The sequence below is a fragment of the Streptomyces flavofungini genome (genome assembly GCF_030388665.1).
GTDB classification, from domain to species: Bacteria; Actinomycetota; Actinomycetes; order Streptomycetales; family Streptomycetaceae; genus Streptomyces; species Streptomyces flavofungini_A.
In genome coordinates this window covers 8,219,716-8,231,765 of sequence record NZ_CP128846.1, presented here as the reverse complement: position 1 = coordinate 8,231,765, position 12,050 = coordinate 8,219,716, and the positions used below count along the sequence as shown (strand labels likewise).

Here is a 12,050-nt window from a genome sequence, read left to right as displayed (position 1 = left end):
GAGGGCCGCCGCGGCGGAGGGACTGGTGGCGGGTGTCGGCAGGCGCCACGAGCGGCCTGTTGGCAGGCTTCGCCGCACTCGCCCTCGCCGAGCTGGTGTCCGCCGCGGTGCGGCCGGAGGCGGGCCCGGTGGTGGCGGTGGGCGGGGCAGCGATCGACCGCACACCCGCGTCGGTCAAGGACTGGGCCATCAAGGAGTTCGGCACCGACGACAAGCTGGTCCTGCAGCTCGGGATTCTCACCGTGCTCGCTGTGCCGGCCCTGGTGCTGGGGTTGGTCGCTCTGCGGCGTCGTCGCATCGCGGCGGCGGGGGTGCTGTTCTTCGGCGTGGTCGGCGCGCTCGCCGCGACCGGCCGGCCTGACTCGACGGGGTTCCGCGACGCCTTCCCGTCGTTGGCGGGGTCGATCGTCGGAGCGGGTCTGCTGTACGTGCTCGGCGGCCGCCTGGCCACCGCCGCCCCCGGCGGCGACCGGGCCGAGGTCCCGTCGGAGTCCGGGGACGCAGCGCGTTCGGAGCAGCCCACGACGGGTGGGTGGGACCGGCGTGGTTTCGTCGTCGCGGCCACGGGCGCGGCGGCCGCTTCGGCGGGGGTCGGGGCCCTGGGCAGGTCGTTCAACGCCTCGCGCGGAAAGGCGGCCGTCGCCTCCCGCGAAGCCGTCGAGCTGCCTGCCCCGGCCTCGCCCGCCCGTGCCGTGCCCAGCGGCGCGCAGGCGCGCGTGCCGGGGGTCAGCTCCTTCACCACGTCCAACAAGGACTTCTACCGGGTGGACACCGCCCTGGTCGTCCCCAAGGTGAACGCCGCCACGTGGAGTCTGCGGATCCACGGCAAGGGCGTCACGCGTGCGACGAGGCTGTCCTTCGCGGACCTGCTGGGGCGCGGACTGATCGAGCGGGACATCACGCTGACCTGCGTGTCGAACGAGGTCGGCGGCCCTTACGTCGGCAACGCCCGCTGGATCGGGGTGCGGTTGGCGGACCTGCTCGCCGAGAGCGGCGTCGTGCCGCCCTCCCGCGGCGGCCCCGCGGACCAGTTGGTGGCCCGGTCCGTGGACGGCATGACCATCGGGACCCCCGTGGACGACGTGATGGACGGCCGCGACGCGATGCTCGCGCTCGGCATGAACGGCGAGCCGCTGCCCTTCACCCACGGCTTCCCCGTCCGGATGCTGGTGCCGGGTCTGTACGGCTACGTGTCCGCCTGCAAGTGGATCGAGGACATCGAGCTGACGACGTTCGACGCCTACGACCCGTACTGGGTGAAGCGCGACTGGGCCCGCGAGGCGCCCGTCAAGACCCAGTCCCGGATCGACACGCCCAAGCCCTTCGCCAGGCCGAAGGCGGGCACGGTGATGGTCGCCGGAGTGGCCTGGGCGCAGCACCGCGGCATCGACAAGGTCGAGGTGCGCGTCGACGACGGCCCCTGGCGGGCTGCCGACCTGGCCGCCGAGGACACCCGGGACACCTGGCGCCAGTGGTCCTTCCCGTGGCGGGCCACCCCCGGCGGCCACACCCTCACGGTGCGGGCGACCGACCGTACCGGCGCGATCCAGACCGCACGACGCACCCGCACGATCCCCGACGGGGCGAGCGGCCGGCACTCGGTGGTGGTCACCGTCGACTGATCCCTCTCCCCCATACGGACGCGTGCGTGAGCTCCCGGCCCCGTACGCGCAGCACCTTTCCGCCCTTCCCGCCGCGGCACCGTGTCGCGGCCATCCCCAGGAGGAAATCCATGAACACCACATCCCGCCGTGTCCGCCGCGCCGCCGTCGCCGTCGCCGCCGTCGCGTTCCTGCCGCTGGCTCTGACGGCCTGTTCGGACGACAGCAAGGACGACGCCTCGTCGAATGCGTCGACCGCCAAGGAGAAGGAGGCCCCGAAGAGCCCCTCCGACGCTGTGGACGCCATGGCGGAGCCGTTCGGCCCGGGCTGTGCCTCCGTGCCCGAGGACGGCAAGGGAAGCTTCGACGGCATGGCCAAGGACCCCGTCGCGACCGCGGCCTCGAACAACCCGGCGCTGTCCACGCTGGTCACCGCCGTCAAGAAGGCCGGCCTGGTCGACACGCTCAACAACGCCGAGAACATCACCGTGTTCGCCCCGACGAACGACGCGTTCGCGAAGATCCCGAAGGCGGACCTGGACAAGGTACTGGCCGACAAGGCCCAGCTCACGAAGATCCTCACCTACCACGTGGTCGGCAAGAAGCTCGCTCCCGGCGACTTGGCGAGCGGCTCCTACGACACGCTGGCGAAGTCCCGGCTGACGACGTCCGGCTCCGGAGAGTCGTACGAGGTCAACAACTCGGCCGAAGTGGTCTGCGGCAACGTCAGGACTGCCAACGCGAACGTCTACATCATCGACACGGTCCTGATGCCCAAGAGCTGAGCCAGGTGCCCGCCCATCCCTGAGACTGAGGTGGAAGCAGCACACCGGGACGTGGGGGACGGAGCCAGGGCACGGAGGAACGGTCATGGGAACGGACGGGGAGCGAGCCGCACAGGGGCTGCACTGCCTGGTCACCGGCGCGTCCGGCTACATCGGCGGGCGCCTGGTGCCGGAGCTTCTGGACGCGGGACATCAGGTGCGGTGCCTGGCCCGCTCCCCGGCCAAGCTCCGCGACCACCCCTGGGCGGCGGACGTCGAGGTGGTCCAGGGGGACGTCACGGACGCCGATTCCCTCGCGGAGGCCATGCGGGGGATCGACGTGGCGTACTACCTGGTGCACGCGCTGGGCTCCGGCTCCGGTTTCGAGGAGGCCGACCGCCGCGGGGCCCGCGTCTTCGCCGAGCGGGCCCACGCCGCCGGTGTGCGGCGCATCGTCTATCTGGGCGGCCTCACGACGCGGGGCGTCCCCGCGTCACGGCTCTCCCCGCACCTGCGGTCGCGCGCCGAGGTCGGAAAGATCTTCCTGGACGGACCGGTCCCGGCCACGGTGCTGCGGGCCGCCGTCGTCATCGGTTCGGGGTCGGCATCGTTCGAGATGTTGCGCTATCTGACCGAACGGCTGCCGGTCATGGTCACCCCCAGCTGGGTGCGCACGCGCACGCAGCCCATCGGGGTCCGCGATGTGCTCCGCTATCTCGTCGGATCGGCCACCATGCCGACCGACGTCGACCGGGCGTTCGACATCGGGGGCCCGGACGTCCTCACCTACAGGGAGATGATGCGGGCGTACGCGCGAGTCGCCGGGCTGCCCCAGCGGCTGATCGTGCCGGTGCCCGTCCTCACGCCGGGGCTCTCCAGCCACTGGGTCGGCCTCGTCACCCCGGTGCCCGCCGCCATCGCCCGTCCGCTCACGGAGTCGCTCCGTCACGAGGTCGTCTGCCACGAACACGACATCGCCCAGTACGTGCCCGACCTCCCGGGCCGCCCGCTGCCGTTCGAGGAGGCACTGGCCCTGGCGCTGCGCAGGGTGCGCGATGCCCAGGTCACCACCCGCTGGTCGTCCGCCTCCGTGCCCGGGGCGCCGAGCGATCCGCTTCCCACCGACCCCGACTGGGCCGGAGGCAGTCTCTACGAGGACGAACGGCAGCTGCCGGTCGAGGTGTCCCGGCAGGCGCTGTGGAAGGTGATCGAGGGCATCGGGGGCGACAACGGCTGGTACTCGCTCCCCCTCGCCTGGGCGGTCCGGGGCCGCCTCGACCGGTTCGTCGGCGGCGTGGGCCTGCGCCGGGGACGACGGGACGCCGAACGCCTGAGGGTCGGCGACTCGCTGGACTTCTGGCGGGTCGAGGAGATCGAGCCAGGACGGCTGCTGCGCCTGCGGGCGGAGATGCGGCTGCCGGGACTCGCCTGGCTTGAGTTGCACGCCGAGACGGACGAGGCGGGCCGCACCCGCTACCGGCAGCGCGCCCTGTTCCACCCGCGCGGCCTGCTGGGCCACGCCTACTGGTGGTCCGTCGCGCCGTTCCACGCTCTCGTCTTCGGCGGCATGGCCCGCAACATCGCGCGGGCGGCCGCCGCGGGCACGAGCGCGCGCGGGACCGCGCCGCACCCCGCCCCCGTGCGACACCGCCGCACGGGGCGAGGGGAACGGACCTGACCCGCCGTCACCCGCGCCCCGGCTCCCCCTCCCTACGTCTCCCCCTCCCCCTCCGCCTCCGCCTATTCCTCCAGTCGGTACTCCTGCGGATCGGCGTCGTAGGAGTACAGCTCCGCGTACCGGCCCCAGCCGGTGGCCGTCTCCAGTTGCCGCCCCGCCTGCTCGCTCGTGAAGTGGTGGGCGAGCAGATCGCGGAAGAACCCGGCGCGGACGGCGCCGTCCGGCTGCTGCCGCAGGCTGTTGGTGATCAGTTTCACCAGCGGGATCTCGATGGCGGCCGCCGCGAAGATCGTCTTGGACGTCTGTACGTCGGCCTCCGCGAACGCGGTGCCCGGCTCGCTGAGGATCAGGTCGTCGCCGTCGACCGAGGCGAAGCCGAGCAGTTCGAGGGCGTCGACCTGCGGGAGCAGATCGTCGACGTCCAGGCCGAGGCCGTCGGCGAGGTCGGCGAGGTCGCAGCGGCCGCCGCGGTGGGCGACCAGTTCCGCGAGGCCGGACAGGCCGTCGACACTCGCGGCGGGCAGCGGGGTGCCCGCGACCGTGCGCTTGTCCAGGTCGACGGGTTCGGCGCGGCCGGGGACCCTGGGCTCCTTGGGGCGGCCGGTCATGATGCGGTACACCCGGTCGATGAGTTCCTGGAAGGCGGGCACGCCCCGCGCCTCCAGGCCGAGTTCGACGTTCTGCCGCACGGTCAACCAGGGCAGCAGGGCGAAGGTCTGGAAGACCATGGCCGTGCCGGGGTTGGCGCCGGTCAGCGGCTCGCCGCGGTAGGCGACGGACCCGGAGCTTGCCGGGACGAGCCCGGCGAGACAGCGCAGCAGGGTGGACTTGCCGGAACCGGACTTGCCGAGCAGCGCGACGATCTCCCCGGCGCGGACGGTGAGGTCGATGCCGGACAGCACGGGCAGGTCGCCGTCGGCGCCCGCGTAGGACTTGGTCAGGCCGACGGCCTCCAGGAGGGGGTCGCCGTCAGTGACGGGCGGCGGGGCGAGGGCCGGCCCTATGGTCGGGGTGGCGGTCGGGGTGAAGGGGGTGCGCAGCTTGCGGAGGGCCTTGAGTGCCATGAGGGGGGCTCCAGTTCGGCGGAGGCGGAGACAGGTCTCGGGGTGGGCCGTGGTCCGGGGGTGGGCCGTGGTCCGGGGGTGAGCCGTGGTCCGGTGCTTGGCGCGGGTCACAGCGCGTACCGGGTGTCGGCGAGCCGGTGGCGGCGTCATCATGCGCGAGGGCGCCTCCATCCGCGGCCTCAACACGGCGGCCACGCTGTGGTGTTCGGCGGCGGTCGGGGTCCTCGCGGCCTCCGGCCGACCGGCCCTCGCCGCGCTCGGCGCCGCCACCGTCGTCGCCGTCCACCTGACCCTGCGGCCCACCAGCCGGCTGATCGACCGGGCCCCGCAGGGCAACTCCGACACCCCCACCCAGGTCGCCTTCCACGTCACCTGCGACCGCCCCGACGAGGCCCATGTCCGGGCGCTGCTCATCCAGTTGCTCAGCAGCACCGACCCGCGCCTCGCGGGGCTGCGCGTCCGGCGCGGCGAGGACGACGACAGCACGGCCCTGGAGGCCGCGGTCGTCCTCGACGGCGCCCCGGGCGCGGACATGGAGCAGCTCGTGACGCGCCTCTCGCTGGAGCCGGGCGTCCGCGATCTGCACTGGCACCTCGCGGACCAGGACGAGCAGGCCCGCGCCGAGCGCGAAGCACTCGTGTGAGCAGGAGGCGTGCCGGGAATCAGGCCCCGCCGAGCACCCGCACGACCTCCTGGAGCCCTTCCCTCATGGCCCGGACCTGGCCTTCGCTGAGGACGTCGAACAGATGGGCGCGGACGACCCGGAGGTGACCGGGCGCAGCCTCCTCCAGGCGCGCCCGGCCCGCACCGGTGAGGACGGCGTAGACGCCGCGCACATCGCCGGGGCACGAGCGGCGGCGCACCAGGCCCGCCTTCTCCATCTGCGTGATCTGGTACGTCAAGCCGCTCTTGGTGGTGAGCACGTCGGCGGCGAGTTCACTCATGCGCAGTTCGCCGCCCTCGGCCGCGGACAGCCGCACCAGCACCTCGTACTGGACGTGGGACAGCCCCGCATCGGCCTTCAGCTGCTCCTCGATGCGCCGGTCGAGGAGCGCCCCCGCCGCCAGGAAGGCCTGCCAGGCGGCCATCTCGTCCTCGCTCAGCCACTTCGTGTCGCCCATGGGAGCAGCGTACGCCTGTTGTTCAAATTCGAACCATCAAGTACCGTCGACCATGTCCTTCAAATTTGAACCACACCGCCGAGCCCACACTGCCGAGCCCACACTGCCGCGGAGGCGACCGACCATGACCACCGCACCCCTGGACCACCCGGACCACCCGGTGTCGCGGATGCCCGCGCTCTTCATGAGCCACGGCGCCCCGACCCTCGCCGAGGACGCCGTCTGGCCCGGCCAGCTCGCCCGGTGGGGCGCGGAGCTGCCGCGTCCGAAGGCGATCCTGATGGTCTCCGCGCACTGGGAGGAGGCCCCGCTCGCGCTCGGCGCGACGACCACGGTGCCGTTGGTCCACGACTTCTGGGGCTTCCCCGAGCACTACTACGGCGTCCGGTACGCCGCGCCCGGTGCCCCCGAGCTCGCCGAGCAGGTCCGGCGACTGCTGCGAGCCCCGGGCACGCCGGTGCAGGACCTGCCCGAGCGCGGCCTGGACCACGGTGCGTACGTGCCGCTCCTGCAGATGTACCCCGACGCGGACATCCCGGTGCTCCAGATGTCCCTGCCGACGCTGGACCCACGGCGGCTGATGGACATCGGCCGCAGGCTCGCGCCCTTGCGCGACGAGGGCGTACTGATCGTCGGCAGCGGTCACTTCACGCACAATCTGCGCGCCATCAACCCCCGGAACGAAGTCCCCTCCCCCCTGGCCGAGTTCGACGACTGGGGGCGGCGGGCCCTGGCGGCCGGTGACGTCGACGCGCTGCTCGACTTCGCGCACAAGGCCCCGGCCGCCCGCTACGCGCACCCCCGCGAGGAGCACTTCGTGCCGCTCGCGGTCACGCTCGGCGCCGCGGCCGACGAGCTCGGCACGCAGCGCAGCGTGATCGAGGGCACGTGGCTGGGGCTCTCGAAGCGGTCGGTGCAGATCGGCTGAGGCCGCGCAAGGGCTGAGGCCGCGCAGGGGCCCAGGCCGCGCAGGGGATGCGGAGGCGGGAGCGGCGGCGGGGGAGCGCCCGGCGCCGCTCCCCCGCCCCCACCTATGCCTGGTGCTCCCAGCCCCGGTCCGTCCGGACCAGCTCGCGGAAGCCGAGGGCCGTCATCCGCGCGAGCGCCTCGGCGTCGTCGGACGCCTCGTACGCGAGCAGCCGGTCGGCCCCGGCGAGCCGCAGCCACTCGGCGGCCTCGCCCAGGAGCCAGGCGTCCAGTCCTTCGACGCCGTGGCCGGGCTCGGTGCGGAAGTTGCCGATGTCGGCGAGGGAGCCGTTGCGGGCCTGGCGCTCGGCGCGGCCGAGGGCGGTGTCGACCTCGATGAAGCCGAGGTCACGCCCGTCGGCGTGCGCGGTGAGGCGCGTGCCGCACTCGCCGAGGGTGCGGCGGACGGCGAGGCCCGGCAGCGGCGGCTCGGTGCGCGGCAGGTCGGGCACGGCGGCGATCAGGACGGCCTCGGTGTGGCCGGTGTGCCGGAATCCGGCGCGCTCGTACGCGGCGCGGACGTGCGGCCAGGCCCTCGGCACGCCGTAGACGGCCGGGGCGGGCAGGGCGCCGTCGGCCGCGCGAGCGCGCACGCCCCAGCGGGCGAGCTGGGCCAGGCAGGCGCTCATGAGCAGGTCCGCCGCCTTGTCGGAGTCCGGCCAGAAGGACGCGGCCGGGTGGCAGACGAACCAGTTGATCTCACCGAGGTCGCGGTAGTCCGGGCCGACCTCGGCCCCGGCCCGGTAGCGCAGCAGGTGCGCGGCGGCCACCACGAACGCGCGCTGCTCGGCGACGAGCGTGACGCGCTCGGCCACCCACGGGTCGGTGATGAACTCGTCCGGTTGGCGCGTCAGTTGACCGAGGACGGTGTTCACGGAGACGGAGACGCCCGGTACGACGGCGGCCACGTGGCCGTTCACCAGATCGGTGAGCTGATCGCGGTCGTCGCGGTGGAAGGGGCGTACCTTGAGCGCGGACATGCGGGGACCTCCCGGTCGGGTCGCGAGTGCTTCAGGAGGCCGCCATGCGATGCGGTACGCGAGCGATCCTACGACACGTGCCGCCGGCGCCGGGGACCGTACCGAGGCGGTCCCGCGGGCAGGGCGCGCGGCGCGGGTGCGACGCGTGCGAAAGGGGCGCGTCCCGGCGAGACTCGTACGGATCCGGCGCCGCCGGAAGGATGTCGCCCTCGCGATCCGGCGCCGCCGGAAGGACGGAGACCCGCCTCCATGCCCACCCCACCGCTCGCGTCCGGCCGGCCCGCTGCCGCGCTCGCCATGTCGCCCGGCGCCGCCGACGCGCTGCTCGGGCCCGAGGTGCTCGCCGCGTTCGCCGGAGTCTGCGCGCTCCGGCACCCGCCCGTCCTCGACGACTTCTCCGGCGAACGGGCCCGGGACGTGCTCGGGCAGGCCGAGGTGCTGATCACCGGCTGGGGCTGTCCGCCGCTCGACGAGGCCGCGCTCGCCGCCGCGCCGAGGCTGCGGGCCGTCGTGCACACCGCCGGGTCCGTGCGCGGCCATCTCACGCCCGCCTGCTGGGAGCGCGGCATCGAGGTGTCGTCGGCGGCCGCCGCGAACGCGCTGCCGGTCGCCGAGTACACCCTCGCCATGATCCTCCTCTCCGGCAAGCACGTCCTGGAGCGGGCCCGTGCCTTCAAGTCCGCGCGCGACCGCGACGACCCACTGGCCACACCGCGCTCCGTCGGCAACTACCGCCGCACCGTGGGGATCCTGTCCGCCTCCCACGTCGGACGGCGCGTCATCGAGCTGCTGCGCCCGTACGACGTCGAGGTGCTGCTGCACGATCCGTACGTGGACGGGGCCGACGCGGCCGCGCTCGGCGTGCGGGCCGTCGGGCTCGACGAGCTGTTCCGGCGGAGCGACATCGTGAGCGTGCACACGCCGCTCCTGCCCGCCACACGCGGGCTCGTCGGCCGCCGCCAGCTCGCCGCGCTGCGCCCGGACGGCGTGCTCGTCAACACCGCGCGCGGGGCCGTGGTCGACCAGGACGCGCTCACCGAAGCGGTGGTGGCGGGCCGGATCCGGGCGGTGCTCGACGTCACGGAACCCGAAGTCCTGCCGCCGGGGCACCCGTTGTGGGACTGCGAGAACGCTCTGCTCACCCCGCACCTCGCGGGCTCGCAGGGCAACGAGTGGCAGCGCCTGACCGATGTCGCGGTCAGCGAGGTCGCCCGCTGGGCGGCGGGCGAGGGCTTCGCGCACCCGGTGCGGGCGGACCGGGTGGCGTTCCTGGCGTGAGCGGGGCTTGGGGGCGACCCGGCCCCGGGCACGTGCGGGGTCAGCCTCCGGTCGTGGAGCCCGGCCGCACGATCATCAGGACGGTGACGGTGGCCCAGAGGAGGTTGAAGACGCCGGTGAACATGGCGAGTTGGGCGCTGGTGCGCGCGTCGAGCCGCACCGCACCGGGGCCGTCGCCCGGGCCCGCGCCATCGGCCTCTCCGGTACTGCCAGCCGCTCCAGGGGCACCGTCCACCGCAACGTCGCCCTCACCGGCACCGGCACCGGCACCGGCACCAGCAGCCACCGCCTTCGCCCCGGCGACCGCCTCCAACGCCACCTCCTGGCGCGGCAGCACCAGCAGGATCAGGATCACCGCCGCCACGAACGTCAGCGCGATCGACGTGATCAGCCAGACGCTGCCGAGCACGCCCATGCTGCTCGCCGTCAGGAAGCCGAAGACCACCACGGCGATGGCGGCGCCCGCGTAGACGCGGCAGATGCGGTGCAGGGTCCGCAGGGTCGTCACGGGGGCCGCGTCGCCGGGTCCGGCGAGGGCGTCGCGCAGGACCTTGGGGAACATGCTGGCCGCGACGGCGACCGGTCCGACGGCGAGGATGGCCGCGAGGACGTGGAGGATGAGGAACAGCTTCGTCATGGGAGGGCTTTCGCTTCGGGGTGGGCGGGGTCAGATGAGTGCCGGCTCCATGCCGGTCGCGCGCCACACCACCCCGCGCCGCTCGTGCGCGAACATCTCCTCGACCGCATGTGCCACGCGCGGCCCGAACTCCCGCTCCAGGAGGTGCAGTCCGAGGTCGAGGCCCGACGTCACCCCGGCGCCGCTGACCAGGTCGCCGTCGTCGACGACCCGGGCCCGCACCACGGTCGCCCCGAGGCTCCACAGGGCGTCGAGGGCGTCGTGGTGGCCGGTGGCGCGCCTGCCCTTGAGGAGCCCGGACATCGCGAGGAGCAGGGAGCCGCCGCACACGGACGTCATGGTCACGCCGGGGCGGTCCATGGCGGCCGAGAGGAGCGCGGGCAGGTAGGTGCGTTGGGTGCGGGCGAGGCGGGAGGGGATGCTGTCGTCCCCGGGGTCGCCCTGCTCGGTGGCTCCGGCGGCACCCGGCACCAGGATCAGGCCGTCGCGCTCCGGGTCGAGCCGCGCCGTCGCCCTGAGGGTGACGAGGTCCAAGCCGCTCGGGACGTCGCGGGCGCCCTCCGCCGAGACCAGTTCGACGGTGATCGCGCCGTTCGTGGCGATGCCCCCGGCGTACAGGACCTCCAGCGGACCGAGGACGTCGAGCGGGTCGAAGCCGTCGAAGAGGACTGCTTGAACGTGCATACGAGGTTCCGTTTCCTGGTGGGGGCCACGGTCCGGTGGGCCCCGCCGGGGCTGCGGCACTGGTCCCGTGCTGTACCCGTGTGGTGTTCCCGTGCTTTCCCGGCGTCGAGGCTAGTCAGCGCCGCTCCCCCGCCGACAGTGGCCGCAATGACAGCTTTCAACGGGATCCCGCCAGGGGCGCACGAGGACGTCGACGCCCGCTCGACGCCCGTTTCCGCCCTTCCTGGGAGTGCGAGGCGGGCGACCGGGAACCGGCGGCAGCCGTGACCGGCGCTTGGCGGGAGTCCGGTGGTGGCGTACGTTGCCGCCATGCACACCGTCGCCTTCCTCGCCCTCGATGACGTCATCCCCTCCGACCTGGCGATGCCCCTGGACGTGTTCAGCCGGACCCGGCTGCCCGATGGGCGGCAGGCCTACCGGGTGCGGGTGTGCGCGGCCGAGCCGGAGGTCGACGCGGGCGCGTTCTCGCTGCGGGCGCACCACGACCTGAGCGGCCTCGCGGACGCGGACACCATCGTCGTACCGGGCACGCACGACCCGTCCGCGCCGGTTCCGGAGAAGACCCTGGCGGCGCTGCGCGAGGCGCGCGACGCGGGCACCCGGATCGCGTCCGTCTGCGTGGGCACGTTCGTCCTCGCGCAGGCGGGGCTGCTCGACGGACTGCGGGCCACCACCCACTGGTTCGCGGCGGACCGACTCGCCGCCGCCTTCCCGGACATCGACGTCGACCCGGACGTGCTGTACGTCGACAACGGCCAGATCCTCACGTCCGCGGGCGCGGCCGCCGGGATGGACCTGAGCCTGCACATGGTGCGCCGCGACTACGGCTCCGCGGTCGCCGCGGACGCCGCGCGCCTCTCGGTGATGGCGCTCGAACGGGAGGGCGGCCAGGCCCAGTTCATCGTCAACCAGCCCCCGGCGACACCCCGCGGCCGCGCCCTCGAACCACTGCTGCGCTGGCTGGACGAGAACGCGGCACGCGACCTCACCCTGGACGACATCGCCGCGCACGCGGGCCTGAGCAGCCGCACGCTGCTGCGCCGGTTCCGCGAACAGACCGGCACGACGCCGCTGCAGTGGCTGCACCGGGCGCGGGTCCGCCAGGCCCAGCACCTCCTGGAGACCACGGAGCACCCGGTGGAGCGGATCGCCGCGCAGGTCGGTTTCGGCTCACCGACCGCGTTCCGCGACCGCTTCAAGCGGGTCGCGGGGGTCAGCCCGCAGGCCTACCGGCGGGCGTTCAGCAGCACGCCCCGCTGACCCCGGCCCGGGCAGGG

The 12,050-nt window shown here is 73.8% G+C and carries 12 protein-coding genes; 7 read left to right on the top strand and 5 right to left on the bottom strand.

The genetic code is table 11. From position 1 onward, the window contains the following. Positions 1-32: 32 nt before the first annotated feature. The 3 genes from QUY26_RS35535 (at position 33) to QUY26_RS35525 (ending at position 4,043) form a co-directional block, all read left to right on the top strand. A complete protein-coding gene (locus QUY26_RS35535; RefSeq protein ID WP_289954017.1) occupies positions 33-1,622 on the top strand; it encodes a molybdopterin-dependent oxidoreductase in 1,590 nt (529 codons plus the stop codon). A 110-nt stretch (positions 1,623-1,732) separates the two neighbouring features. Beyond that, positions 1,733-2,386, top strand: a complete 654-nt coding sequence (locus tag QUY26_RS35530) for a fasciclin domain-containing protein (RefSeq protein ID WP_289954016.1) — start codon at positions 1,733-1,735, stop codon at positions 2,384-2,386. An 85-nt stretch (positions 2,387-2,471) separates the two neighbouring features. Next, the gene (locus QUY26_RS35525) at positions 2,472-4,043 is read left to right on the top strand and encodes an SDR family oxidoreductase (protein ID WP_289954015.1); all 1,572 of its coding nucleotides are present in this window, start codon (positions 2,472-2,474) and stop codon (positions 4,041-4,043) included. Positions 4,044-4,105: 62 nt separating this feature from the next. On the opposite strand, the gene QUY26_RS35520 is transcribed toward QUY26_RS35525, so the two are convergent. Then, positions 4,106-5,107, bottom strand: a complete 1,002-nt coding sequence (locus QUY26_RS35520) for an AAA-associated domain-containing protein (protein WP_289954014.1) — start codon at positions 5,105-5,107, stop codon at positions 4,106-4,108. A 151-nt stretch (positions 5,108-5,258) separates the two neighbouring features. On the opposite strand from QUY26_RS35520, the gene QUY26_RS35515 reads away from it, so the two are divergent. Next, positions 5,259-5,750 carry an MgtC/SapB family protein gene (locus QUY26_RS35515; protein WP_436840457.1) on the top strand — a complete coding sequence of 164 codons (492 nt, stop codon included), beginning with the start codon at positions 5,259-5,261 and terminating at the stop codon, positions 5,748-5,750. A 19-nt stretch (positions 5,751-5,769) separates the two neighbouring features. Here the strand turns inward: QUY26_RS35515 and QUY26_RS35510 are convergent, their stop codons facing one another. Continuing rightward, on the bottom strand, positions 5,770-6,228 hold the full coding sequence (locus tag QUY26_RS35510) for a MarR family winged helix-turn-helix transcriptional regulator (protein WP_289954010.1): 459 nt from the start codon (positions 6,226-6,228) through the stop codon (positions 5,770-5,772). A 124-nt stretch (positions 6,229-6,352) separates the two neighbouring features. On the opposite strand from QUY26_RS35510, the gene QUY26_RS35505 reads away from it, so the two are divergent. Then, complete coding sequence (locus tag QUY26_RS35505; protein ID WP_289954008.1) at positions 6,353-7,156, top strand: dioxygenase family protein; 804 nt, start codon at positions 6,353-6,355, stop codon at positions 7,154-7,156. A 103-nt stretch (positions 7,157-7,259) separates the two neighbouring features. On the opposite strand, the gene QUY26_RS35500 is transcribed toward QUY26_RS35505, so the two are convergent. Then, complete coding sequence (locus tag QUY26_RS35500) at positions 7,260-8,174, bottom strand: N-acetyltransferase (RefSeq protein WP_289954007.1); 915 nt, start codon at positions 8,172-8,174, stop codon at positions 7,260-7,262. Positions 8,175-8,423: 249 nt separating this feature from the next. Here QUY26_RS35500 and QUY26_RS35495 point away from each other — a divergent pair, with 249 nt between their 5' ends. Next, a complete protein-coding gene (locus QUY26_RS35495) occupies positions 8,424-9,452 on the top strand; it encodes a hydroxyacid dehydrogenase (protein ID WP_289954004.1) in 1,029 nt (342 codons plus the stop codon). 40 nt (positions 9,453-9,492) lie between these two features. Here the strand turns inward: QUY26_RS35495 and QUY26_RS35490 are convergent, their stop codons facing one another. Next, positions 9,493-10,089, bottom strand: coding sequence for a hypothetical protein (locus QUY26_RS35490; RefSeq protein WP_289954002.1), 597 nt, complete (start codon positions 10,087-10,089; stop codon positions 9,493-9,495). Between the two features lie 30 nt (positions 10,090-10,119). Further along, positions 10,120-10,773, bottom strand: coding sequence for a DJ-1/PfpI family protein (locus QUY26_RS35485; protein ID WP_289954001.1), 654 nt, complete (start codon positions 10,771-10,773; stop codon positions 10,120-10,122). Positions 10,774-11,082: 309 nt separating this feature from the next. Here QUY26_RS35485 and QUY26_RS35480 point away from each other — a divergent pair, with 309 nt between their 5' ends. Continuing rightward, positions 11,083-12,033 (top strand): GlxA family transcriptional regulator, encoded by a 951-nt coding sequence (locus tag QUY26_RS35480; protein WP_289953999.1) that lies wholly within the window; start codon positions 11,083-11,085, stop codon positions 12,031-12,033. Positions 12,034-12,050: the final 17 nt, after the last annotated feature.